19 protein-coding genes are annotated in these 24,557 nt (G+C 56.3%); 13 read left to right on the top strand and 6 right to left on the bottom strand.

Annotated features, from left to right (window positions below):
• The first annotated feature begins 6 nt into the window (after positions 1-6).
• Positions 7-720 carry an MgtC/SapB family protein gene (locus tag MKleb_RS06760; protein WP_025107119.1) on the top strand — a complete coding sequence of 238 codons (714 nt, stop codon included), beginning with the start codon at positions 7-9 and terminating at the stop codon, positions 718-720.
• Between the two features lie 161 nt (positions 721-881).
• On the opposite strand, the gene MKleb_RS06765 is transcribed toward MKleb_RS06760, so the two are convergent.
• From MKleb_RS06765 to MKleb_RS06775, 3 genes are all read right to left on the bottom strand, one after another.
• Positions 882-2,858 carry a glycosyl hydrolase family 28 protein gene (locus MKleb_RS06765; protein ID WP_217076536.1) on the bottom strand — a complete coding sequence of 659 codons (1,977 nt, stop codon included), beginning with the start codon at positions 2,856-2,858 and terminating at the stop codon, positions 882-884.
• Positions 2,859-3,042: 184 nt separating this feature from the next.
• Entirely contained in the window at positions 3,043-3,870 is an 828-nt protein-coding gene (locus MKleb_RS06770; protein WP_134899201.1) for an MBL fold metallo-hydrolase, read from the bottom strand.
• 9 nt (positions 3,871-3,879) lie between these two features.
• Complete coding sequence (locus tag MKleb_RS06775) at positions 3,880-4,422, bottom strand: sugar ABC transporter (protein ID WP_102803083.1); 543 nt, start codon at positions 4,420-4,422, stop codon at positions 3,880-3,882.
• 137 nt (positions 4,423-4,559) lie between these two features.
• On the opposite strand from MKleb_RS06775, the gene MKleb_RS06780 reads away from it, so the two are divergent.
• The gene (locus MKleb_RS06780; RefSeq protein WP_025107115.1) at positions 4,560-5,435 is read left to right on the top strand and encodes a LysR substrate-binding domain-containing protein; all 876 of its coding nucleotides are present in this window, start codon (positions 4,560-4,562) and stop codon (positions 5,433-5,435) included.
• 37 nt (positions 5,436-5,472) lie between these two features.
• Here MKleb_RS06780 and MKleb_RS06785 read toward each other — a convergent pair whose 3' ends face one another.
• Entirely contained in the window at positions 5,473-6,339 is an 867-nt protein-coding gene (locus MKleb_RS06785) for a GNAT family N-acetyltransferase (RefSeq protein ID WP_064378353.1), read from the bottom strand.
• Positions 6,340-6,691: 352 nt separating this feature from the next.
• On the opposite strand from MKleb_RS06785, the gene cadC reads away from it, so the two are divergent.
• From cadC to MKleb_RS06815, 6 genes are all read left to right on the top strand, one after another.
• Positions 6,692-8,224 (top strand): lysine decarboxylation/transport transcriptional activator CadC, encoded by a 1,533-nt coding sequence (cadC, locus tag MKleb_RS06790; RefSeq protein WP_064378352.1) that lies wholly within the window; start codon positions 6,692-6,694, stop codon positions 8,222-8,224.
• A 364-nt stretch (positions 8,225-8,588) separates the two neighbouring features.
• Positions 8,589-9,926, top strand: coding sequence for a cadaverine/lysine antiporter (gene cadB / locus MKleb_RS06795; protein ID WP_163586125.1), 1,338 nt, complete (start codon positions 8,589-8,591; stop codon positions 9,924-9,926).
• Between the two features lie 81 nt (positions 9,927-10,007).
• Positions 10,008-12,155, top strand: coding sequence for a lysine decarboxylase CadA (gene cadA / locus MKleb_RS06800; RefSeq protein ID WP_004848492.1), 2,148 nt, complete (start codon positions 10,008-10,010; stop codon positions 12,153-12,155).
• A gap of 59 nt (positions 12,156-12,214) precedes the next feature.
• A complete protein-coding gene (gene dtpD / locus MKleb_RS06805; protein WP_217076538.1) occupies positions 12,215-13,690 on the top strand; it encodes a dipeptide permease DtpD in 1,476 nt (491 codons plus the stop codon).
• A gap of 341 nt (positions 13,691-14,031) precedes the next feature.
• A complete protein-coding gene (lysS, locus tag MKleb_RS06810) occupies positions 14,032-15,549 on the top strand; it encodes a lysine--tRNA ligase (protein WP_025107111.1) in 1,518 nt (505 codons plus the stop codon).
• Positions 15,550-15,701: 152 nt separating this feature from the next.
• Positions 15,702-16,115 (top strand): hypothetical protein, encoded by a 414-nt coding sequence (locus tag MKleb_RS06815; RefSeq protein WP_014228246.1) that lies wholly within the window; start codon positions 15,702-15,704, stop codon positions 16,113-16,115.
• 266 nt (positions 16,116-16,381) lie between these two features.
• Here MKleb_RS06815 and MKleb_RS06820 read toward each other — a convergent pair whose 3' ends face one another.
• The gene (locus MKleb_RS06820; protein WP_025107110.1) at positions 16,382-17,257 is read right to left on the bottom strand and encodes an extended-spectrum class A beta-lactamase OXY-1-2; all 876 of its coding nucleotides are present in this window, start codon (positions 17,255-17,257) and stop codon (positions 16,382-16,384) included.
• 162 nt (positions 17,258-17,419) lie between these two features.
• Here MKleb_RS06820 and MKleb_RS06825 point away from each other — a divergent pair, with 162 nt between their 5' ends.
• Complete coding sequence (locus tag MKleb_RS06825; RefSeq protein WP_025107109.1) at positions 17,420-18,451, top strand: Gfo/Idh/MocA family protein; 1,032 nt, start codon at positions 17,420-17,422, stop codon at positions 18,449-18,451.
• Positions 18,452-18,494: 43 nt separating this feature from the next.
• Here the strand turns inward: MKleb_RS06825 and MKleb_RS06830 are convergent, their stop codons facing one another.
• Positions 18,495-19,502, bottom strand: coding sequence for a Gfo/Idh/MocA family oxidoreductase (locus tag MKleb_RS06830; protein ID WP_025107108.1), 1,008 nt, complete (start codon positions 19,500-19,502; stop codon positions 18,495-18,497).
• Between the two features lie 104 nt (positions 19,503-19,606).
• Here MKleb_RS06830 and MKleb_RS06835 point away from each other — a divergent pair, with 104 nt between their 5' ends.
• The 4 genes from MKleb_RS06835 (at position 19,607) to MKleb_RS06850 (ending at position 24,550) form a co-directional block, all read left to right on the top strand.
• Positions 19,607-20,626 carry a LacI family DNA-binding transcriptional regulator gene (locus tag MKleb_RS06835; RefSeq protein ID WP_025107107.1) on the top strand — a complete coding sequence of 340 codons (1,020 nt, stop codon included), beginning with the start codon at positions 19,607-19,609 and terminating at the stop codon, positions 20,624-20,626.
• A gap of 449 nt (positions 20,627-21,075) precedes the next feature.
• Entirely contained in the window at positions 21,076-21,999 is a 924-nt protein-coding gene (locus MKleb_RS06840) for a sugar ABC transporter substrate-binding protein (RefSeq protein WP_004848507.1), read from the top strand.
• A 24-nt stretch (positions 22,000-22,023) separates the two neighbouring features.
• Positions 22,024-23,508 (top strand): sugar ABC transporter ATP-binding protein, encoded by a 1,485-nt coding sequence (locus tag MKleb_RS06845; protein ID WP_004848509.1) that lies wholly within the window; start codon positions 22,024-22,026, stop codon positions 23,506-23,508.
• Positions 23,509-23,527: 19 nt separating this feature from the next.
• On the top strand, positions 23,528-24,550 hold the full coding sequence (locus MKleb_RS06850; protein WP_170873311.1) for an ABC transporter permease: 1,023 nt from the start codon (positions 23,528-23,530) through the stop codon (positions 24,548-24,550).
• Positions 24,551-24,557: the final 7 nt, after the last annotated feature.

Below are 24,557 nucleotides of genomic sequence, written 5' to 3' on the forward strand. Positions count from 1 at the left end.
AATAATATGAATAATCTGGCCGCCACGATCGTCGATCACGGATGGTTTCCGTTATTGACCATCGTCAAAATCAGCATTGCGTTTATTCTGGGAGGCATCATTGGTCTGGAAAGAGAATCGAAAGGGAAACCTGTCGGATTCAAAACCTGCGTCATTTTGTCTGTCGCCAGCTGTGTGTTAACCATCGTTTCAATACAGTCGGCGGAATACTATGCTGAAATTTCGATGAACATTCGTAGCGATCCGATGCGCCTGGCGGCCCAGATTATCAGCGGCGTCGGTTTTCTGGGGGCGGGAGTGATTCTGCATCGACACGACGATGCTATTTCAGGCCTGACGACGGCGGCCATTGTCTGGGCATCTGCCGGGGTTGGAATTACCTGCGGCGCCGGTTTTTATTTTCATGCTTTTTTCGCCACGGGTTTGTTCTTATTGGCGATAAAATTAAGCCCGTTCATTATATTCCTGCAAACTAAAAATCAGTTCCCCGGAAAAGTGAAAGTACGGGTGGTTCTTGATGAACGAGGGGCCCTTGAAAAGCTGATAAGCCGTATTCATCAGCAAAAAAATATTATTGAGAATATTACGATTAGAGATCTTAAAAAGGGAAAGATTGAGGTTAATTTGAAAATGGTTATTCGCCAGAAAATGACCTTACCTGACTTATACCACGATCTGTCTCATGTTGATCATGTCTGCGCGCTCGCTCTTGAACACTAAGCTGGCGAGCACATTTGGGATGTAATGGAATTATATCGTCCGGGGAACGCTGAATACGCCGGTTATGACCTGCGTCTTTACTTTGGACCACTGAGCGACAGATATCTGTCGAGGCCAGAAGCGCTGATAAAACCCGGCGCCTTACGCCGCCGGGAACGCCATTACTTCATTGCCCCCTCAAGGATAAGTTTGTCCTTTTCTCCGCGGGTGATGCTCTGCTGATGCAGGCTGTCAGCGAGCGTCACGTCATTGACGGCGAAAAAAGCCCAGGCCTGCGGCGTATTGGCGAACGTCACCTCATCAAACTGACTGTCGTGCAGGAAGGAGATACTGGTCGCTTTGGTGTTACGGAAGCTGACGTTGGAAAAACGCAGATTCTGGTGATAGGCATCGCGAGAATAGGTCAGCCCAAATGATTCTGCCATTTCGGCTACCGTCATGCCGTCAATCAGGATGCTGTGCTTAGCCGAAGTACCATCGACGGTGACGTCCTGCACCTGAACGTCGCGGAACTGAGCGGGCTCGTCGGCAGGGGTCGTATCATTCACGTCGGCGCTGTATTTGATAGTAAAAACGAACGGCTCTTTGGCGATATCTTTCATCGCATTATGGCGAAACAGCACATCCCTTACGCCGCCGCCGTAGTAAGGGCGGCTTTTCATGCGCAGGCCGACATCGGTCATATACATGACGTTATCCTCGGCGCGAACTTTTTCGATCCACGCGCCGGTATGGCTACCGGTCACCACGGCGCCGTGGCCTTTGCGGAAATAGTTATTAAAGATCCACGCCCCGCTTTGCGGCTGTTGATGAAAAGTTTCCGCGCCTTTACCAAACCTGGCGGCGAAATTGACGCAATCATCTCCGGTATCGAAGAAGTTATTGAAGACCAGCGCATTCTGGCTATTGCCGAACTCGACGCCGTCGGCGTTATTGCCGTCAAAGGTCTGGTGGACCAGGCCATTCAGGGTGATATTTTTTGACTCCAGCGCCATTACCCCGTGGAACGCGGGGTTGCGGATTGTCAGCCCGGCAAGATAGAGGTTCTGCACACCGCGCAGGGTCATCAGGCTGGAGCGGCGATTTTTATAGGCGCTATTGCTTTCGATGCCTTCCGCAATAGCCGCTTCGGTCTGATGCTTTGCCAGAATGCCGTCCGCGCTGACTTTTGCCGCACTGCTGGCCCGGTATTGCGGCAGCGCGTTCCCCATTTCGTCGATGATGGTGGCCTCGCCGCCGCTTTTGACGCCCCGGGTCCAGCCGTTGCCGTCAATCGTGCCTTGACCGACGATGCGAATATTGCGAAACGTTCCGGCCGGAGACTCGCCCTTATCGTCCGCTTCCAGCACGTTAATTAATGACGGCGGGCGGCGGGGCTGCGGATGATCGCTGTAGGGATAGAGGTAATAGCCTTTTTCCAGCGGATACTGGGCCGGATCGTCCGAACCCAGCAGGGTGGCGCCAGCGGCAATCTCCAGGGTCATATCGCTGTGCAGAAACAGCGCGCCGGTTTTGAATTCGCCGTCGGAAATCACCACCTTGCAGCCCTGAGGATAGTACGAGACCGTACAGCTATCGATCGCCTGCTGCAGCGCCTGGGTATTCAGCGTTGTGCCGTCACCCTTCGCACCAAAGGTTCTGGCTTCGATGATGTGCGGCGTTTTGCTGGTCCGCGCTTTAATCACCGCGCTATCCGGCGACTCTTTGCCATTGGCGTAGACCGCACGCACCGTAAATGCGTATTCCGTATCCGGCTCCAGGTGGGTGACCGTAAAGGTACGCAAGTCGATTGGCTGCTGCCAGCCGTCGCTGGCAATCCGCTGATAGAAGTTATCAATATAGGGTTTGGCCGGTGAAAAATGGTTTTGATTTTCGCGCGCCAGACCCAGCCGCTCGCCCTGACGGTAAATCGCGTAGTCCACCACCTGCTGCGTCTCTGATTCCGGCTTTTCCCAAACCAGCACCAGGCTATTTTCATCGGCAGAAAGCGCGGGAACGAAGACATTCTGCGGCGCGGAGGCGGGCGCATCCTGCTGATTGTCGCGTGGGGCGCCGCTATCATTACAGCCGCCCGCGAGGCCAGCCAGCGCGATAGCCAGCGCCAGCATACTGCGTGAAGGTCCAAAGGTATTGCGCATAAATTTCCCTTAATGTCATATCGCTTGTAAAAAACAAAATGCATATTCATTTAAAATAAAATGACATTTTATATTTATGGCAAAAAATAAACGCGAGTCAGTTCAATCTTTCAGCAGGTGAAAAATAAAGCGTTGTTGGATAAGAAAAGGCGGCCAGGGCGTTAACCTCCGGCCCGCTTTCTCTTTACGGCGCGGAATATTGAATACGATAGCCGTGCGAGGTCGGTACGATATGCGCAAATCCCGACCCGCCAAGGTGCATACCGGCAATCAGCAGGTTTTCGCTGACGGCCTGGGCGAGGATCGCTTCCCGCGTCGCTCTGGCCTGCGCGGGATCGCAATCAAAAGCAACGGCGGCGGCGGGTCGGGCGGTCTGAATATGCGGAAAATGGACGATGTCGCCCCAAATCAGCAGGCTTTGCGCCGCGGCGTCGATGCGAAACCCGCTATGGCCTGGCGTGTGCCCGGGTAGCCATAGCGGGCGGATACCCGCGACGGCCTCGCGCTCATCCAGAAAACCGAGGCTGCGGGAATAGGCGTCCAAGGCGCGGCGGGCGAGCGTGAAGTTGCGCTGCCCCCGCGCATTGGCCCGGTTTAGCATGGCGTCGTCCTGCCAGTATTCGGCTTCCAGAGGGTGCAGATAAAGACGGGCGTGGCGATAGCGCGGCGCGCCGTTGGCATCCAGCAGGCCGCCGATATGATCCGGGTGAGCGTGGGTCAGCAGGACAGTATCCACGTCGTCTGGCGCACTCCCCGCCGCTCGCAGACTGGTTTCCAGCACGCCGCCTCCCGTACCCGCGTCGACCAGAATCGTCCTTCCCCGACCGCGAATAAGATAGCCACTAATGTCGATATTGCCGGGGTCAATGACGCCCGCGCTGCGCTGAATGTCTGCGGCATCGTCGATATTAATACCCGACAGCAGCGCCAGGCCAGCGGCCATGCTGCCGTCGCTGAGGGGCGTCACCTGAAAATCGCCAATCTGGCGGGAGAGAAAAGCGGGTTTGTGCATATCAACCTCTTAGCGTGATGGGGGCGGTATTTCAGTCGGGCTTTGCATCTGACCGGCCATGGGCTCATACATCGAGACGTTTTCCCGTCCCGCCAGCAGCATGGCTTCCCGGCGCGGCAGAACGTACGCCACGCGCTGCGGCGGGTTGTTATCCAGCCCGGCGGCCGAAAGGTTTGTCGGCGGATATCCCAGCTCCGACTCAACGACGTCCAGCGGCTCGGGGCTCAGCAGCAAAACATCCCCCTCAGCGACGGCAGGAAAGACGCCGCCGTAGCGATACAGGTTTCGCCGCCAGTCGCGAATATGCGCCTGCCAGCGGGAAAAGCTGCCGCCGCCTTTCTGGCGATACGCTTCACTGGCGAGCGTATCGCCATGCTCGATGGTATGAATAGCAAGATAGACCGGGCAGCCGGAGGAGAGCGCCCTGAAGCGCTGCGAGGCGCGGAATCCGCTGACGGACACCAGCGCAGGCAGCTTGTCCTCGCTGTAAAACCTGTTCCAGCCGGCTTCGCTTTGCGGGTCGGCGTAGCTGCACTCAACGATATATAACATGGGCTGCCCTCTGCATGATGGAATGATGTTATTGACGTTTGATCATGCTACGTTGGGCACTAAGCGCTATAAAACGATATTATTTCACCACTCAATGACATTTCGTCATTGATAAACCTTCAGCAGAGGCGGCGTTCGTGCGAAAAAAACTCCCCAGCAGTACCTCGCTGCAGGCCTTTGAGGCTGCCGCCAGGCACGGTAACTTTGCCCGCGCGGCGGAAGAGCTGTCGCTTACCGAGGGCGCAATCAGCCGGCAAATCGCCCGCCTGGAATCGCTGTTAAACTGCAAGCTGTTTGAGAGGACGGGAAGCCGGGTGCGGCTGAACCCCAACGGCGCGCGCTATGCGCACCATGTCCGCGAGACGCTGGAGCGTCTTGAGCGAGATACGCAGTATCTGATGGGGGCTGCGGACGGCAGCCGAAGCCTGGAAATCGCCGCGCCGCCGACCTTTGCCAGCCGCTGGCTCATTCCCCGACTGGGGGATTTTCAGCGCCGGAATCCGGATATCACGCTGAATATCGCGGTCAGAACCGACCCGTTTATCCTCACCGGCAGCGGTTTTGACGCGGCGGTTCATTTCGAGCATCCCGCATGGGCAGGAATGCGCTTGCGGTTTCTGTTTGAAGAGAGACTGGTGCCGGTATGCCACGCCGGGCTACTTACGGGAGAAGATCTCGCCAGCCAGCTGAACGCGCTGCCGCGTATTCATCGACGGCAGAATCCTGACGCCTGGCAGCGCTATGCTGAAGAGTGCGGGATCGCGCTGGATAATCCGGCGCGGGGCGTGCGCTACGATCTGCATGAGATGGCGATAGCCGCCGCGCTGGCCGGGCAGGGCGTTGCGCTGGTACCGCACGTGTACGTTGAAAAAGCGCTCGAAAACGGGACGCTGGCTGCGCCCTGGCCGCAGGCCCGCAGCCTGAGCAAGCGCTTTTGCCTGGTGAGGCCGCTGGAAAACGGCGTCAACGAATCGGCGCTACAGGCGTTTGAACAGTGGTTATTGGCGCAATAAGGCCCGGTCGCGGGCCGTAGACGCGTTAAGCGCAGCCTCAGGCGTGGGATAAAAGCGGGAACATCAGCTTATTCTCTTTGAAGATATTTTCTTTTTGTCCGTAGATAAACAGAATATCTTCGCCTTCGATTTTTTCATACTCGCCGGTCCGATTCTCTTTGGGGGTAAAGCCGAGGATAGCCTGGTACGTATTTTCATCGGCGAGCTCGTTAATAATGGCCGACAGGGAGCGTCCGCTGTCGCAGAAAATATCAAAACAGATCAGCGCCGGACCGTTTTGCATCGCAATCGCGATGGCCTGGTTTTTGTCGGAATAATAGACGAAGTGCTTCATAAAGGCGGAGCAGTAGAACATCAATAAACCGAAATTATCCTGTACCCGCAGCTGTGAAAACGGATTCGATTTTTGATAGTACCGCTGTAATCGCGCAACCTCTTCCGGCTGGTCCATATCGAGCTTGCGGAAGTCGCCCGCTGTCGGTACTACCGGCATAATATATTGATGTTCGGCGGTGCGCTCGAAGCCAAATTTCGGATAAAAATCAACGGTTGTCGGGTTAGCAAACAGGAAAAAGGCGTCGGCCTTATCCTGCCAGTCCGTCAGAATCTCCCTGACGAGCTGCCCGGCCAGGCCCTTATCACGATGATCGATATCGGTCATCACGGTGCCGATTTGAATATAGCGGCGGGGTTCGCCCTGCCAGATCAGATCGATAATATTGGCGGAGGCGTTAGCAATCACTTTATTGTTGCTCACCAGGGCGTAGGGAATATAGGCGTCGGTCCAGTACCCTTTGCGGTACCACTCTTTAAAGGAGAGATCGAAGGTTTTAATCGCCAGGTCAATGAAGCTATTTCTTAACACGTCATTGTGCACAATTTGCTTATCTAATTTGTAGTTCATCGTCGACATTCCTTACGCTGCGGGTGAGGCACTGTTTTCGGCCATCTGTTCGGCGGTCCGATCTCTGTCGGGCGAGCTAAAAATAGCATATCCCCACGGATGGGCGACGATTGTCGCGCCTAAGCTTTGCTCAGGTCACACATTCGGGGAAAATAGGGCTAAAAATGGCGCGCTTTTGTCGCCCCAGGGAACATCGCCCTCAGGCAAAAGACGCCTTTAGCAAATGAAAGTTTGCCAGTCATCAAAAACGAAGAGGAATATATTGCGTTCATGGTCATGACCCCTATCATTAATAGGTAGGGTAAATGTGGTATCATCGCGCCTTTCCCTTTTCGTCCTGGGGCTCTTTTTTATGCAACAACCTGTTGTTCGCGTTGGAGAATGGCTGGTTACTCCCTCTGTTAACCAAATTAGCCGCAAGGGGCGTCAGCTAACTCTCGAACCGCGCTTAATCGATCTTCTGGTTTTCTTTGCCCGTCATCCCGGCGAAGTACTCAGTCGGGATGAGCTCATCGATAATGTCTGGACCCGCAACGTTGTCACCAGTCACGTCGTCACGCAAAGCGTTTCCGAGCTACGTAAGTCGCTGAAAGATGGCGACGATGGCAGCCTTGAATATATCGCTACCGTACCCAAACGCGGCTATAAGCTGACGGTGCCGGTGATCTGGTGTACCGAAGAGGGGGAGGAGCCGACGCCGGTTATTCCCGCAGAAACGCCGACGGTCGGGTTTGACGCGCCGTTGACCTCCCCGCAGCACGATGCGGCTGCGCCAGACAGCACAGCGGTGGCGAAGCCGGAAAAACGCAAGCGGCTGACCACGTTTATCGTCTGGGGTCTGTTCCTGCTGGCCCTCGCGAGCTGCGTGGCGCTGGTGGCCCTGTCAACCCTGCAGTCGCGCCCGCCGGTCACGAAAACCCGGCTGCTGCTTAACCCGCGTGATGTCGATATTCACCTGCTCAGCGGCAACACCTGCAACAACTGGTCATCGCAGCACTCCTATGCCATCGGTCTGGGGAGCCTGATTACCACCTCGCTGAACACCTTCTCCACCTTTATGGTGCACGACAAAACCAACTACAACATCAATGAGCCGAGCAGTTCCGGTAAAACCCTGACCATTGAGTTCGTCAACCAGCGGCACTATCGCGCGCAGCAGTGCTTCATGTCGGTGAAGGTGGTGGATAACGCCGACGGCTCGACCATGATGGATAAGCGTTACTTTGTCACCAGCGACAATCAGCTTTCGATTCAGAACGACCTGCTGAGCAGCCTCTCTGAGGCTCTGAAGCAGCCGTGGCCGGCGCGGATGCAGGAGATGTTAAAGCAGTATCAGCCGTCGCAAAGTATCGCGCTTACCCATTTCTATCAGGCGCATCAGCTATTAATGAACGGAGACGTTGATTCGCTGGGCAAAGCCAGTAGCCTGCTTGCCGACGTGAATAAGCAGTCGCCGGACTTTACCTATGCGTGGGCGGAAAAAGCGCTGGTTGACGTATTGCGCCATTCTCAGCAGCCGCTGGATGATAAACAGCTCGCCGATCTGTACAGCGAAATAACCCGGGTGGGTAATATGCCGGGGATTAAAGATATGGCAATATTTTATCAGATTAAAACGGTGGATATGCTGGGCAAAGGAAAAGTGGATGAAGCCTATGACGCGATTAATGCCGGGATTGATCTGGAAATGTCGTGGATGAATTACGTGCTGCTGGGCAAAGTCTACGAAATGAAAGGGCAGAACCGGGAAGCTGCCGATGCCTATCTGACGGCGTTTAATTTACGCCCGGGTGAGAATACATTTTACTGGATTGAAAACGCCGTATTCCAGACCTCCGTGACCCGCGTGGTTCCGTATCTTGATAACTTCCTCGCTTCAGAATAAGTAAACCCTCACCATGGTCATGGTTTTGGCCGTGGTGAGGTTAAAATTATGTTTCTCATGAGCCACCGAGTTGTTATTTTTTATAACCACCCTGGTCCCGCACGCAACACTTTTTCAACACGAAATTGATCATATAACCTAATGAAAAGTATCTGAATTTACCTTTTCCTGATATCAACATGTCATCCTGATATGTTGCACGAAAAAGGTCAAAATATCATTTGTCTGATGTTTGCAGTTATTTCACTTTATCTTTAGGACTTATCTCGTACTAATCCGTAATCTTGTTGGCAGTTGGTCGGGTCAATAAAAGGTTCATCATCATGATCTGTACCTCCCAAATAAACTTAGGAGAAAAGCAAACATGAGTTCTGCCAAGAAGATCGGGCTATTTGCCTGTACCGGCGTAGTCGCCGGTAATATGATGGGGAGCGGTATTGCATTATTACCTGCAAACCTCGCTAGCATCGGTGGTATTGCCATCTGGGGTTGGGTGATTTCTATTATTGGCGCGATGTCTCTGGCTTATGTTTATGCCCGGCTGGCGACCAAGAATCCGCAGCAGGGTGGCCCAATTGCCTACGCCGGTGAAATATCCCCAGCGTTCGGTTTCCAGACCGGCGTGCTTTATTATCACGCCAACTGGATCGGTAACCTGGCAATCGGTATTACCGCCGTCTCTTATTTATCAACCTTCTTCCCAATTTTAAATAACCCGGTGCCGGCAGGTATTGCCTGTATCGCCATCGTATGGATATTCACCTTCGTGAATATGCTCGGCGGGACCTGGGTGAGCCGCCTGACAACAATTGGCCTGATACTGGTACTTATTCCGGTGGTCATGACCGCGGTGGTCGGCTGGCACTGGTTTGATGCCGCAACCTATCAGGCAAACTGGAACACCTCCAGCACCACTGACAGCCACGCGGTAATCAAAAGTATCCTGCTCTGCCTGTGGGCCTTTGTCGGGGTAGAATCTGCCGCCGTGAGTACCGGGATGGTGAAAAACCCGAAACGCACCGTGCCGCTGGCCACCATGCTGGGCACCGCGATGGCCGGTATCGTCTACATCGCCGCGACCCAGGTGATTGCGGGTATGTATCCTGCCTCTCAGATGGCCGCATCCGGTGCGCCGTTTGCAGTGAGCGCCTCCACCATTCTCGGTGGCTGGGCTGCGCCGATGGTTTCCGCCTTCACCGCCTTTGCCTGCCTGACTTCGCTGGGCTCGTGGATGATGCTGGTGGGTCAGGCCGGCGTACGTGCCGCCAATGACGGTAACTTCCCGAAAGTGTATGGCGAACTCGACAGCAACGGTATTCCGAAAAAAGGCCTGCTGCTGGCCGCGGTGAAAATGACCGCGCTGATGGTGCTGATTACCCTGATGAACTCTACCGGCGGCAAAGCGTCTGACCTGTTCGGTGAGCTGACCGGTATCGCGGTACTGCTGACCATGCTGCCTTACTTCTACTCCTGCGTTGACCTGATTCGCTTCGAAGGCATCAATGTACGCAACTTCGTCAGCCTGATTTGCTCCGTACTCGGCTGCGCGTTCTGCTTCATCGCCCTGATGGGGGCAAGCTCCTTCGAACTGGCCGGTACCTTTATCGTCAGCCTGATTATCCTGATGTTCTACGGTCGCAAAATGCACCAGCGTCAGAACAACGACAACTCCGCTGATAGCAGCACCGCCAGCGCGCATTAATCAGCAACCCTATTCCTGAGGCTCCTTCCATCACCTGTCACGACGTGGCGGGAGGGGCTTTCTTTATCTGGAGATTTGACTATGAACGTTATCGCAATCATGAATCACATGGGTGTCTACTTCAAAGAAGAACCCATCCGTGAACTGCATCGCGCCCTCGAACGCCTGGACTTCCGTATTGTCTACCCGAACGACCGTGAAGACTTATTAAAACTTATCGAAAACAATGCGCGTCTGTGCGGCGTGATCTTCGACTGGGATAAATACAATCTCGAACTGTGCGAAGACATCAGCAAAATGAACGAATACATGCCGCTGTACGCCTTTGCGAACACTTACTCAACGCTGGACGTGAGCCTCAACGATCTGCGGATGCAGGTTCGCTTCTTCGAATATGCGCTGGGCGCAGCGGAAGATATTGCCAACAAAATCAAACAGAATACCGACGAGTATATCGACACCATTCTGCCGCCGCTGACCAAAGCGCTGTTTAAATACGTGCGTGAAGGCAAATACACCTTCTGTACCCCAGGCCATATGGGCGGTACCGCGTTCCAGAAAAGCCCGGTCGGCAGCATCTTCTACGATTTCTTTGGTTCTAATACCATGAAATCCGATATCTCGATTTCGGTTTCTGAACTCGGTTCTCTGCTGGACCACAGCGGCCCGCACAAAGAAGCGGAAGAGTACATCGCCCGCGTCTTCAACGCGGAACGCAGCTACATGGTGACCAACGGGACCTCTACCGCCAACAAAATTGTCGGCATGTATTCCGCCCCGGCCGGTAGCACCGTGCTGATTGACCGTAACTGCCATAAATCGCTGACCCATCTGATGATGATGAGCGACATTACGCCAATCTACTTCCGCCCGACCCGCAACGCCTACGGTATCCTCGGCGGTATCCCGCAGAGCGAATTCCAGCATGCGACCATCGCGAAGCGCGTGAAAGAAACCCCGAACGCGACCTGGCCGGTGCACGCGGTTATCACCAACTCCACCTATGACGGTCTGCTGTACAACACGGACTACATCAAGAAAACCCTGGATGTGAAATCCATCCACTTTGACTCCGCGTGGGTGCCTTACACCAACTTCTCGCCGATTTATGAAGGCAAATGCGGGATGAGCGGCGGCCGCGTCGAAGGGAAAGTGATTTACGAAACCCAGTCCACGCACAAACTGCTGGCGGCGTTCTCTCAGGCCTCGATGATTCACGTTAAAGGCGACGTGAACGAAGAAACCTTTAACGAAGCCTACATGATGCACACCACCACTTCTCCGCACTACGGCGTGGTGGCCTCGACGGAAACCGCGGCGGCGATGATGAAAGGCAACGCCGGTAAGCGCCTGATTGACGGCTCTATCGAACGTTCAATCAAGTTCCGTAAAGAGATTAAACGCCTGAAAGGCGAGTCCGACGGCTGGTTCTTCGACGTCTGGCAGCCGGAACATATCGATGGCGCTGAATGCTGGCCGCTGCGCTCCGACAGCGCGTGGCACGGCTTCAAAAACATCGATAACGAGCACATGTATCTCGACCCGATTAAAGTCACGCTGCTGACTCCGGGGATGAAGAAAGACGGCACCATGGATGAGTTCGGTATTCCGGCGAGCATCGTGGCGAAGTATCTCGACGAGCACGGTATCGTGGTCGAAAAAACCGGTCCGTACAACCTGCTGTTCCTGTTCAGTATCGGTATCGACAAAACCAAAGCGCTGAGCCTGCTGCGTGCGCTGACCGATTTCAAACGCGCGTTCGACCTGAACCTGCGGGTGAAAAACATGCTGCCGTCGCTGTATCGTGAAGATCCGGAATTCTACGAAAACATGCGCGTTCAGGAACTGGCGCAGAACATTCATAAACTGATTGAGCACCACAACCTGCCGGATCTGATGTTCCGCGCGTTCGAAGTGCTGCCGACCATGATGATCACGCCGTACGCCGCGTTCCAGAAAGAGCTGCACGGTCAGACCGAAGAGGTGTATCTCGAAGAGATGGTGGGCCGCGTCAACGCCAATATGATCCTGCCGTATCCTCCGGGAGTGCCGCTGGTCATGCCGGGTGAAATGATCACCGAAGAGAGCCGTCCGGTGCTGGAGTTCCTGCAGATGCTGTGCGAAATCGGCGCCCACTATCCGGGCTTCGAAACCGATATCCACGGCGCCTATCGTCAGGCGGATGGTCGTTACACCGTTAAAGTGCTGAAAGAAGAAAATAACAAATAATCGATGCACAACAGGGAAGTGGCTTGCCACTTCCCTTTTTCACGCTGCAAGGAGAACACATGAAAACACCCTCACAGCCGCGCGCGATTTATTACATCGTTGCGATCCAAATCTGGGAATATTTCAGCTTTTACGGCATGCGTGCCTTACTCATCCTCTACCTCACCCATCAGCTCGGCTTTGGTGACAGCCACGCTATCAGCCTGTTCAGCGCTTACGCTTCCCTCGTGTACGTCACTCCTATTCTCGGCGGCTGGCTTGCCGACCGCCTGCTCGGCAACCGCACGGCGGTGATTGCCGGCGCGCTGTTAATGACGCTTGGCCACGTGGTGCTGGGCGTGGAATCCGATTCCACCTGGAGCCTGTACCTCGCGCTGGCGATCATTATCTGCGGCTACGGCCTGTTCAAATCCAACATCAGCTGCCTGCTGGGCGAGCTCTACGCCGTTGACGACCCTCGCCGCGACGGCGGTTTTTCGCTGCTGTACGCCGCCGGTAACGTCGGCTCCATCGCCGCGCCTATCGCCTGTGGGCTGGCGGCGCAGTGGTACGGCTGGCATATCGGCTTTGCGCTGGCGGGAATCGGCATGTTTGTTGGCCTGATGATTTTCCTCAGCGGTAGCCGCTACTTCCGCCACGCGCGCGGCGTCGATAAACAGGCGCTGCGGGCGGTAAAGTTTGTGCTGCCGACCTGGGGCTGGCTGGTGGTGATGCTCTGCGTTGCGCCGGTGTTTTTCACGCTGCTGCTGGAGAATAACTGGTCCGGCTATCTGCTGGCGATCGTGTGCGTGTTCGCCGCCCAGATGGTGGCGCGCATTATGGTCAAATCGCCGGAGCATCGCCGCGCGCTGTGGCAGATCGTTCTGCTGATGCTGACCGGGACTCTGTTCTGGGTTCTGGCGCAGCAGGGCGGGAGTTCGATCAGCCTGTTCATCGACCACTTTGTTAACCGTCATCTGCTGAATATTGAGGTGCCGACCGCGCTGTTCCAGTCGGTTAACGCCGTGGCGGTGATGGCGGCTGGCGTCGTGCTGGCGTGGCTGATGCGGCCGGAAGGCGCGACCCGCTCGGCGCTGCGCGTGTGGCTGAAGTTCGCCTTTGGCCTGGTGCTGATGGGCTGCGGCTTTATGCTGCTGGCGCTTAATGCGCGCCACGGCGCGGCGGAAGGGCAGGCATCAATGGGCATGATGGTGGCCGGCCTGGCGCTGATGGGCTTTGCCGAACTGTTTATCGACCCGGTAGCGATGGCGCAGATCACCCGCCTCAATATGCCCGGCGTCACCGGGGTACTGACCGGGATTTATATGCTGGCGACCGGCGCGGTAGCCAACTGGCTGGCGGGAGTGGTGGCGCAGCAGACCACCGAGTCGCAGATCAGCGATACGGCGATTGCCGCATATCAGCACTTCTTTGCCCAGATGGGCGAATGGACGCTGGGCTGCGTGGCGGTGATTGTCGTCGTCGCCTTTGCCGCCGCGTTTAGCGTCGGCAAACGCCGCGCGGCCGCCGGTGAACTTCCCGGCGGCGGCGCCTAGCCCCGTCTGGCGACAGGTCCGGCTTACCGGGGCTACAAAATCGTGCTCCCTGGTAGCCCGGCTAAGGCGTTTACGCCGCGAGCCGGGGATCGGTAACCCCAACAGTGGAGCGACAAGCCGCTCCTTGCACCGTTTACTGAACAGGAGGAGGATATTCTGGCAGGCGCGGAAGCCGAAGATAAAAAACTGTTACTGAAGCGATGGCTGAGCGAAATCAGCCGGAATTGAAGCCAGGCTCCTTAAGATTGTTCTTTGGCGTCGACGCCGGAACAGGCCGCGCTGGAGAGTGACCTGGTTCAATTATCGAAGCAAGTTTGCAAGCAGGGTTATGAGGAACCAACATGTCTGAACAACAAGCACAAGGTGCCGATGAGGCAATTGACCTTAATAATGAACTGAAAACCCGTCGTGAAAAACTGGCCGCGCTGCGTGAGCAGGGCGTGGCGTTCCCGAACGATTTTCGCCGTGACCACACTTCTGATCAGCTCCATGCGGAATTTGATGGTAAGGAAAACGACGAGCTCATCTCTCTGAACGTCGAGGTCGCCGTGGCTGGCCGCATGATGACCCGCCGGATTATGGGGAAAGCCTCTTTCGTCACCTTACAGGACGTCGGCGGCCGCATTCAGCTGTACGTCGCGCGCGACGATCTGGCGGAAGGCGTCTACAACGAACAGTTTAAGAAATGGGATCTTGGCGACATCATCGCCGCCCGCGGTAAGCTGTTTAAAACCCAGACCGGCGAACTCTCCATTCACTGCACCGAGCTGCGCCTGCTGACCAAGGCATTGCGCCCGCTGCCGGACAAGTTTCACGGCCTGCAGGATCAGGAGGCGCGCTATCGTCAGCGCTATCTGGATCTAATCTCCAACGAAGAGTCGCGCCACACCTTCAAGGTGCGTTCGCAGATCCTCGCCACCATGCGTCAGTTCATGGTCGCGCGTGGCTTTATGGAAGTCGAGACTCCGATGATGCAGGTGATCCCCGGCGGCGCCTCCGCGCGTCCGTTTATCACCCATCACAACGCGCTCGATCTGGATATGTATCTGCGCATCGCGCCGGAGCTGTATCTGAAACGGCTGGTGGTCGGCGGCTTCGAACGGGTGTTCGAAATCAACCGCAACTTCCGTAACGAAGGGATCTCCGTGCGCCACAACCCTGAGTTCACCATGATGGAACTCTATATGGCGTATGCGGATTACAAAGATCTGATCGAACTGACCGAATCTCTGTTCCGCACGCTGGCGCAGACCGTGCTGGGGAAAACCGAAGTCCCGTACGGCGACCAGGTGTTCGACTTCGGCAAGCCGTTTGAAAAACTGACCATGCGCGAAGCGATCAAGAAATACCGTCCGGAAACCGAGATGGCGGATCTGGATAACTTCGAGGCGGCAAAAGCGCTGGCGGAATCCATCGGTATTCACGTTGAGAAGAGCTGGGGGCTGGGGCGTATCGTCACCGAGATTTTCGACGAAGTAGCGGAAGCCCATCTGATCCAGCCAACCTTTATCACCGAGTATCCGGCGGAGGTTTCGCCGCTGGCGCGCCGTAACGACGTGAACCCGGAAATCACCGATCGCTTTGAGTTCTTTATCGGCGGGCGTGAAATCGGCAACGGCTTTAGCGAGCTGAACGACGCGGAAGACCAGGCCCAGCGTTTCCAGGATCAGGTCAACGCCAAAGCGGCGGGGGATGATGAAGCGATGTTCTACGACGAAGACTACGTCACCGCGCTGGAATATGGCCTGCCGCCGACGGCCGGCCTGGGCATCGGTATCGACCGCATGGTGATGCTGTTTACCAACAGCCATACCATTCGCGACGTGATTCTGTTCCCGGCAATGCGTCCGCAGAAGTAAATTCCGCTAAAACCAGGTCCCCTCGTTTCCCTGAACCGGGGGGCCTTTATTTCGACGTGTTTAATTCCGACGAGTAATAATTGCGAATCAGCTTACTCCGGACACCTTATGTGCTATAACAGCGCGCATAAAAAACATAAGGTGTTGATTAAATGAAAAAAATAAAATTAATTGTTGGTGGCGTGATCTGTGCAAGTTATTTATTTACGTCAGTGTTATCAATGGCAAGTGATAATATCAACAACCATACCGTTCATTTTGATAAAGGCAGCAACGGCACGATAATAAAAAGCACCGTGACCGGTGACGGTGTTAACGACTATACGCTGGAGGCGAAAGCGGGCCAGATGATGCATATCAATATGAACAGCCAGCGGCCGCATCCTTATTTCAATGTTATCGCTCCTGATAATAATTCGATTTTTAACGGTTCTCTGAGCGGTGATACCTTTGAGCAACGTCTGATGAGCAGCGGTAAATATACGGTGCGGGTTTATCAGATGGGCGGAGCGCGCGATGAAAGGAAAACCAGCGCTTACGCGCTGACGTTTAAAATTACCGACTAATATTTGGCGGCTGTCTATTCAGGCTGTCCCGGAGGCGGCGGGCTGCGCCTGTCCGGGCTACCGGCCCGCAGACGGCGGGGAACCCGTAGCCCGGTCAGCGCAGCGCCACTGGGGAAACAAAGCGCAGAGTGGCTGAATTTCCCGGAGGCGATGCTGCGCATTTGTCCGGGCTACCGGCCCGCAGACGGCGGTGGACCCGTAGCCCGGTCAGCGCAGCGCCACCGGGAAACAAAGCGCAGAGTGTTGCAGAGGGGCCTGTTCCCGGGTTAAAGCCCTTCGGTGACGATTTTTGCCGCCGCGGCTAACACCTCTTTGCGGCTTTTCGCATCCTGCTGCGGCTGGGTAAAATAGGTCACCAGCACCAGCGGGGCATGATTTTCCGGCCAGATCACCGCGATATCGTTGGTGGTGCCGTAATCTCCGCCGCCGGTTTTATCCCCGACCACCCAGCTTGCGGGCAGGCCTGCGCGAATGCTTTGCCCGCCGGTGGTATTGCCTTTTAGCCACGTCACTAACTGGGCGCGCTGCTGTTCGCCCAGCGCATTGCCCAGCGTCAGCTTGCGCAGGCTTTCGGCCATCGCCAACGGGGTGGTGGTATCGCGCTTATCGCCGGGAATCGCGCTGTTCAGCGCCGGCTCCGTACGATCGAGACGAAAAGTGACATCCCCGATACTCTGGGCGAATGCGGTCACCTTTTCCGGTCCGCCAAGGTAGCTAATCATCTTATTCATCGCGGTATTGTCGCTGTACTGCAGCGCCGCCGCGCTGAGTTCCGCCAGGGTCATTCCGCTTTGCAGATGTTTTTCGGTGATCGGGCTCCAGACCACTAAATCCGATTTTTTAATCTCCAGCCTTTTATTCACCACCTCTGGATTGCTTTCGCTCTGTTTTAACACCGCGGCGGCGGCCATCACTTTACCGGTGCTGCACATGGCAAAACGTTCATCGCCGCGATAGAGGGTTTGCGAATCATCTGCCGTGTTAATCAGCGCTACGCCCAGCCGACCGCCGGAACGTTTTTCTAAATCAGCCAGCTTTTGCTGGATAGCATCGGCACTGGCCCATAATGAACCGCTCGCCAGCAGCAGCGGAACGGCGGCGGCGGCCATCAGGGCGGTTTTACGCCACGAACTTTTCAACATCTCAGACTCCTTGATAGTGATGAGCTGCCCGGACTATCCGCGACTCCCGCGCTTTTGACAAGCACTGTGTCGATGATGGAATTCCATCATAAATTCGTTATTCGTCCTCCTCTGCGCCTGCTTATAGTGTCTCTCCCCGGCAAAATAAAATCAGGAGCCGCTATGTTCCCGTCACAGTTACCAAAACCGCGCCATCCCGCCGCCTCGGCGATCCCCTCGCTGCGCTGGGCCATTATTGGCCCCGGCTGGATTGCCGAGCGCTTTGTGAAATCGTTAAAAGAGCTCAGCCGCCAGCGGGTGGTTGCCGTCTCCTCGCGCACGCAGCAAAAAGCCGACGATTTCGCCGCCCGCTGGGGGATCCCGCAGGCTTACGCTCAGGTGGATGAGATGCTGGCGCGACCGGATATTGATGCGGTTTACGTTGCCACGCCGCATAACCACCACTTTCCCGACGGGCTGCGGGTGCTGCAGGCGGGCAAACATGTGCTGATTGAAAAGCCGTTTGCGCTGAACCGGCGGGAAGGCGCGGCGCTGAAAGCGGAGGCCATGAAGCAGGGGACGCTGGCGATGGAGGCGATGTGGTGCGACTACGCGCCGAAGTATGACGTGATTCGCCAACTGCTGGAGGACGGCGTGCTGGGCGATCTGCACACGCTGCTCGCCGATCACGGCGAGTTTTTTACCCCGGATCATCGCATTTTTAATGCCGATCTCGCCGGCGGGCCGATGATGGATCTCGGCAGCTATCTGACCTCATTCTGCGTGATGGTCGGCGGCGTGCCGCAGGACATTATCGCCCGCGGGCGTCCCGCCCAAAGAGGCGTCAACGGGCAGATTTCGATGCTGTTTAACTGGGAAAACGGCTTACAGGGATTGCTCAATACCACCCTGTTCAGCAACACGCCGGGCGGCGCGGTGGTGGCCGGGCGCGATGCGACCCTTACCCTCGACGGGCAGTTCTACGCGCCGGGGAATTTTACCCTCGCCGCCAGCCAGGGCGGGCAGGTGCTGCGCTGGGAGGAGCCGCGCAACCGCTACGACCAGCTGTTTTATCAGGCCGAACATTTTGCCTGGTGCGTGGGGCAAGGGCTTGCGGACTCGCCGATCCGCCCGCTGGCCAGGGTGTTGGAAAACCTGAGCGTGATGGACGAAGTGCGGCGGCAGGTTGGCGTGATATTTAACGAGGAGCGTTAACGGCGCGCCGTTGCCCCGTATGCCGACCGCATACGGGGCTTTTTTACGCCAGCGGTTCGACGCTGACAAACTGCCCTTGCCGCAGGGAAAGCACGGCGGCTTCGGCGATAGCCTGCGCCCGCAGCCCGTCCAGCAGCCCCGGCAGGTCCGGCACCGCTTCTCCGCCTAGCGAGCGGACAAAAGCATCCAGATGCGCGTAGTACGACCCCTCGACGCGACTGAACCAGTCCGGATAGAGGCCGGGCTGAATGCAGCGCGCTCCCTGCCACAGCGTGACGCCGCGCGATGCCTGACTGCCGGACTCTATCACCCCCTGCGGGCCAAGCAGGCTAATGCGCTCATCGTAGCCGTGGCCGGTGCGCCGGGTGTTGTCCAGCTGCGCCAGCGCGCCGCCGCGCATCCGCAGCATGACAATAGAGGTATCGACATCGTCGAATTCGGCAATTTCCGCCAGCGCCAGCGCAGCCCCCAGCGCGGCGACGGTCGTCACTTCATCACCGGTAAGAAAGCGCAGCAGGTCAAAGAAGTGAATCGCCTGGTCGCGCATCTGGCCGCCGGAGCTGCGCAGATATTCCAGCGGCGGCATAACCGATGCCCGACACACCATCTGAACCAGTTCGATTTGGCCAATCGCGCCCGCCTCGATCTCCCGGCGCAGCTGCTGGTGGCTGGCGTCGAAGCGGCGGTTAAAGCCAACGGTCACCGGTACCCCGAGCGGCAGCACTTTCTCGACGACCTGGCGGGCGCGGGCCAGCGAAAGATCGATCGGTTTTTCGCAGTAGACCGCTTTTCCCGCGCGCGCGGCGGCTTCCAGCAGCGCCGCGTGTGAAGGCGTCGAGCTGGCGATCAGTACCGCGTCAATGGCGTCGCTATTGATGGCCTCGGCGACGGTTACCGCCCGCGCGCCGTAGCGGGAAGCCAGCGCTTTCGCCCGCTCGGGATCGGCGTCGGCCACCATGGCCAGAACGGTCCGCTCATGGCGAGCGAGGCTGGCGGCGTGAACCTGGCCAATAAAACCGCTGCCCAACAATGCAAAACGAATGCAGGTCATTTTTTTCTCCAGAAAGAGGGATTTAGCGTTGCCAAAGTAATCCGTTTGCTACACTGACCGACACGGGCGTTTTGATGGATTTCCATCATGGGGGAGACGAGACGATGAAAAGCATTTCGCTGGAGGCACTGGCTAAACGGATTGGCGTGGGCGTCGCGACCGTTGACCGGGTGCTTAACGAACGCGGCGGCGTGTCGCCGGAAACCACGCGCAGGGTGCTGCAGGCCGCGCGGGAGGCCGGGCTGAAGCGCATTCTGCCGGAAGAGCGCCGTCTCCCGTGGCAAATAGAAGTGTTTCTCAGCGATAACGATTCGCGCTTTTTCTCCCGTCTGACGCAGGATTTCGCCGACGTGGCGGATAGCCTTGGCTATCGCCGACTGACGCTGCACCGCACGCTGGTGGCGGAGTCCGCGCCGGAAAAGCTGGCGAAAAGCCTTATCCGCAGCAGCAAAAAGCGCCATGCGATAATTGTCTTTGGCAACGAACATCCGCGGGTCTATGACGCCTTGCGCCAGTGTCGCGAGGCGAACGTGCCGGTGATTACGCTGGTCACCGATCTCCCCGGCGCGCAGAGGCTTTGTCACGTCGGGATCGATCAGCAGCAGGCCGGCCGCACCGCGGGCAGGATGATGGGGTTAATGGCGCACCGTCCTGGAGAAGTGCTGATGCTCAGCGGGCGCCAGGACTTCAGCGCTCATCGCTTACGGATTCAGGGATTTCGCGAGGTGATTAGCCAGCGCTTTCCGCATCTGCTGCTGGGCGAGGTTTTGGCGGGGGAGGACAACCGACAGCGAATCGACCGCGTGCTGGAAGAGGCCCTGCGCCGCAACCGCGACGTGGTGGGCATCTACAATACCGGGCTGGGCAACACGCAGGTGGCGCAGGCGCTGGCTCGCCATCGCCGCTACGGCGAGTGCTGCTGGATGACCCATGAACGCTACAGCACCACCCGTGAACAGCTGGCCCTGGGGGGAATGGCGCTGACGATCGATCAAAACCCGCGCCAGCATGCCCGTCTGGCGGTGGAGCTGGCCCTGCGCCATCTGGAAACCGGCTATCAGCCGCATCTCTTCAGCGACGGCAAGGTCGAATTTATCCTTTACAGCGCTGAAAACGTCGACTGAGCGCCCGCCGCCCGCGGGGCGACATCCCCTTTTACACCCTATATCCTGTCTCGTTTTAAACCGCTGCCGCTATCGGCGCGCCGCGCGGCAAACCGTCGCCTGCCTCTCATTTTTTGCGCATTTATGCGTCAATGTTAGATGTGTGTCAAAGTTCTGTTAACACGCAGTTTTAAAATTTTCATTTCAGTTATTTACTTATAAAAGTTTCATATGTGTTGTTAATGAAATAAATGGTCTGGAATTTTTCTTCCGCTATAAATGGACTAATGTTTCAAAAAACCATTTTAAAACAACTGAATTTTGTGATTTCGATCAACAACAAAAAATGCACCAGCGCGCGGGCTGTTTTTTCAAAAAGCTGGAAAAGCAGGCGCTTAACGCACAATTAATGAAACTATTTTTTCATTTTACCTTACCTAACCGATGTACCTGAAAATAAAGGATCAACGATGAATATTAAGAAAACGGTTGTTGCCTCTTTGATAGCCTGCATGCTGCCAGCGGTCGTGATGGCGAAAGATATTTCGGTCGGTGTTTCCATGGCGCTATTCGATGACAACTTCCTGACGATTCTGCGCACCGCAATGCAAAAAGAGATGCAAAAAGATGGCGTTAAGGCGCAGGTGGAAGATGCCAAAGGCGACGTCTCCCAGCAGCTACAGCAGGTGCAGAACTTTATTGGCCAGGGCGTCGACGCGATTATCGTCAACCCGGTCGACACCAACGCGGTCAAACCGATTATGGACCAGGCGACTAAAGCGGGCATTCCGCTGATCTTTGTTAACCGCCGCCCGCAGGCGCAGCTGACCGACAAAATGGCCTACGTTGGCTCCGACTCGGTGCTGGCGGGGCGCTTACAGATGGAAGCGTTAGCCAAAGCGATGAACGGCAAGGGGAACGTCGCCATTCTGCTCGGCGACCTGGCGAATGAATCGACCCGTGACCGCACCAAAGGCGTCGAAGAGGTGGTGGCGAAGTATCCGGATATCAAAATCGTGCAGAAGCAGACCGCGAAATTTACCCGCAACGATGCCGTTGACGTGGTCAGCAACTGGATGACCAGCGGCGAAGACATTCAGGCCATCGCCTCCAACAACGATGAAATGGCCATCGGCGCGCTGCAGGCGCTGGGTAAAAACCCGAACCATATCCTGATAGCCGGGGTGGACGGGACGCCGGATGCCCTGCAAATGCTCAAAAACGGCAAGATGATCGCCACGATTTTCCAGGATGCCAAAGGGCAGGGCGAAGGCGCGGTGGATGCCGCCATTAAGCTGGCCAACGGCGAGAAAGTGGAAAAGATCATCGATGTCCCTTACCAGCTGATCACCAAAGACAACATGGCTGAGTTCGTTAATCGCAACCAGAAATAGTCGCTCAGGGTACGGAGGTGAAGTATGAACGCTTTTGCACTTGAAGCCGAAGGGATCAGCAAATTCTTCCCCGGCGTGAAGGCGCTCGACAACGTCTCATTACGCGTGCGCCCGGGGACGGTGCACGCGCTGATGGGCGAAAACGGCGCCGGAAAATCCACGCTGATGAAATGCCTGATCGGGATCTACCGTCCCGATAAGGGCGCGATTCGCGTTAAAGGGGAGCCGGTCCAGTTTCAGGATACGATGGACGCGCTGCGCGCCGGGATCTCGATGATCCACCAGGAGCTGAATCTGGTGCCGCATATGACGGTGGCGGAAAATATCTGGCTCGGCCGCGAGCCGATGAAATACGGTTTTGTCGATCATCGCCAGCTTGCCCGCCAGACGCAGGATCTGCTGGATAAACTCAATATCCGGCTATCCGCCGACCGGCTGGTGGGGGAGTTAAGTATCGCCTCCCAGCAGATGGTGGAAATTGCCAAAGCGGTTTCGTGGAACGCGGATATTGTGATTATGGATGAGCCGACCTCGGCGTTAACCGAAAGCGAAGTGGCGCATCTGTTTACCATTATTCGCGATTTACGCCAGCAGGGAAAAGCCATTATTTATATCAGCCATAAAATGGATGAGATTTTCGCGATTACCGATGAGATCAGCGTATTTCGCGATGGCACCTGGGTCGGCAGTAAACATACCACCGAGTTTACCCGTCAGTCGCTGATCACCCAGATGGTCGGCCGGGAGCTCACCCAGCTCTTTCCCAAGTTCAATAACGCCATTGGCGAAGAGGTGCTGACCGTCCGCAATCTGTCGCGCAAGGGGGTCTTTCACGATATCAACTTTAGCGTACGCCGCGGCGAAATCCTCGGCGTGGCGGGGCTGGTGGGGGCCGGGCGTAGCGAAGTGATGGAGAGCCTGTTCGGCATGGATAAAGCCGATAGCGGCGAAGTGCTGATTGAGGGAGTGCCGGTCACGATTGACTCGCCTTCGACGGCGATTGAAAAAGGGATGGCGCTGCTGACGGAAGACCGCAAAAAGTCCGGACTGTTTCTCGTGCTGTCGGTGCTGGAGAATATGAGCATCGTCAAAATGCCGGAATATATCGGTAAAACCGGCTTTGTTCAGCACCTCAAAATGGCCGAAGACTGCATGGAGCAGATCCGCCGCCTGAATATTAAAACCCCCACCATGGATCAGATTATTAATAACCTCAGCGGCGGTAATCAGCAGAAGGTACTGATTGCCCGCTGGCTGCTGGCCCAGCCGAAAATACTGATTCTCGATGAGCCGACGCGCGGAATCGACGTCGGGGCGAAAGCGGAAATTTACCATCTGATCAGCGAGCTGGCCAACCGCGGCGTGGCGGTGATTATGGTCTCTTCAGAATTGCCGGAGATTCTCGGGATGAGCGATCGGGTGATGGTCATGCATGAAGGGCGTATTACCGGCATCCTCAATAAAGAGGACGCCGACCAGGAAACCATTTTGTCGTTGGCATCCCATTGAGGCACAGAGAATGAGCAATATGAAAATAACGGCGACCCCGATCACTGAGAAACCCTCTTTCTTTGGGCAATTACGCCACCGGCTGCCGAAAGATACCGGGATATTTATCGTCATGCTGGTGATTGCCCTGACGTTTGAAATTGCCGGCTGGTACGTCCGCGACCAGTCCTTTTTATTAAACACCAATCGCCTGATATTAATTGTTTTACAGGTAGCGATTATCGGTATTATCGCCGTCGGGGTCACCCAGGTCATTATTACCACCGGCATTGACCTCTCCTCCGGCTCGGTGATCGCTCTCGCCGCCGTGGTGGCGGCAAGCCTCGCGCAAACCTCCGATAGCCTGTCGCCGATGTTCCCGTCGCTGGTCAATATGCCGGCGATTATCCCGATTGGCGCCGGCATCGGCGTCGGTCTTCTGTGCGGCTTAACCAACGGTTTTCTGGTGACCCGCACCGGCATCCCGCCGTTTATCGCGACGCTTGGAATGATGGTGTCGGCGCGCGGTCTGGCGCAGTACTACACTCAGGGCAACCCAATCAGCTTCTTATCCGACAGCTTTACCGCCATCGGCCAGGGGGCGATGCCGGTGATTATTTTCTTCGTCGTCGCCGCGGTCTTCCATATCGCCCTGAAGCATACCCGCTACGGTAAATACGTTTACGCTATCGGCGGTAACATGACGTCGGCCAAGGTCTCCGGTATCAACGTGAATAAATACCTGGTGATCGTCTATGCCATCGCCGGGGCGCTCTCCGGCCTGGCGGGCGTGGTGCTGGCGGCGCGCGTCAGCAGCGGGCAGTCGAGCATGGGCATGTCCTACGAACTGGATGCTATCGCCGCGGCGGTTATCGGCGGCAGCAGCCTGATGGGCGGGGTGGGGCGCATCACCGGGACCTTAATCGGCGCGATGATCCTCGGCCTGATTAAAAGCGGGTTTACCTTTGTCGGCGTCGATGCCTACGTGCAGGATATTATCAAAGGCATCATTATCGTCGCGGCGGTGACTATCGATATGCGCCGCAACCGCAAAAAGCATTGATCGGCAA

The sequence above is a fragment of the Klebsiella sp. PL-2018 genome (assembly GCF_019048985.1).
In the GTDB taxonomy this organism is placed as follows: Bacteria; Pseudomonadota; Gammaproteobacteria; order Enterobacterales; family Enterobacteriaceae; genus Klebsiella; species Klebsiella michiganensis.

Coding starts and splice junctions, on each gene's coding strand:
- MKleb_RS06830 (WP_025107108.1), bottom strand. CDS start 19,502: ATGACCTGCATTCGTTTTGCATTGTTGGGCAGCGGTTTTATTGGCCAG.
- cadA (WP_004848492.1), top strand. CDS start 10,008: ATGAACGTTATCGCAATCATGAATCACATGGGTGTCTACTTCAAAGAA.
- MKleb_RS06840 (WP_004848507.1), top strand. CDS start 21,076: ATGAATATTAAGAAAACGGTTGTTGCCTCTTTGATAGCCTGCATGCTG.
- MKleb_RS06785 (WP_064378353.1), bottom strand. CDS start 6,339: ATGAACTACAAATTAGATAAGCAAATTGTGCACAATGACGTGTTAAGA.
- MKleb_RS06845 (WP_004848509.1), top strand. CDS start 22,024: ATGAACGCTTTTGCACTTGAAGCCGAAGGGATCAGCAAATTCTTCCCC.
- MKleb_RS06850 (WP_170873311.1), top strand. CDS start 23,528: ATGAAAATAACGGCGACCCCGATCACTGAGAAACCCTCTTTCTTTGGG.
- MKleb_RS06825 (WP_025107109.1), top strand. CDS start 17,420: ATGTTCCCGTCACAGTTACCAAAACCGCGCCATCCCGCCGCCTCGGCG.
- MKleb_RS06775 (WP_102803083.1), bottom strand. CDS start 4,422: ATGTTATATATCGTTGAGTGCAGCTACGCCGACCCGCAAAGCGAAGCC.
- cadC (WP_064378352.1), top strand. CDS start 6,692: ATGCAACAACCTGTTGTTCGCGTTGGAGAATGGCTGGTTACTCCCTCT.
- MKleb_RS06765 (WP_217076536.1), bottom strand. CDS start 2,858: ATGCGCAATACCTTTGGACCTTCACGCAGTATGCTGGCGCTGGCTATC.
- cadB (WP_163586125.1), top strand. CDS start 8,589: ATGAGTTCTGCCAAGAAGATCGGGCTATTTGCCTGTACCGGCGTAGTC.
- dtpD (WP_217076538.1), top strand. CDS start 12,215: ATGAAAACACCCTCACAGCCGCGCGCGATTTATTACATCGTTGCGATC.
- MKleb_RS06815 (WP_014228246.1), top strand. CDS start 15,702: ATGAAAAAAATAAAATTAATTGTTGGTGGCGTGATCTGTGCAAGTTAT.
- MKleb_RS06760 (WP_025107119.1), top strand. CDS start 7: ATGAATAATCTGGCCGCCACGATCGTCGATCACGGATGGTTTCCGTTA.
- MKleb_RS06770 (WP_134899201.1), bottom strand. CDS start 3,870: ATGCACAAACCCGCTTTTCTCTCCCGCCAGATTGGCGATTTTCAGGTG.
- lysS (WP_025107111.1), top strand. CDS start 14,032: ATGTCTGAACAACAAGCACAAGGTGCCGATGAGGCAATTGACCTTAAT.
- MKleb_RS06820 (WP_025107110.1), bottom strand. CDS start 17,257: ATGTTGAAAAGTTCGTGGCGTAAAACCGCCCTGATGGCCGCCGCCGCC.
- MKleb_RS06835 (WP_025107107.1), top strand. CDS start 19,607: ATGAAAAGCATTTCGCTGGAGGCACTGGCTAAACGGATTGGCGTGGGC.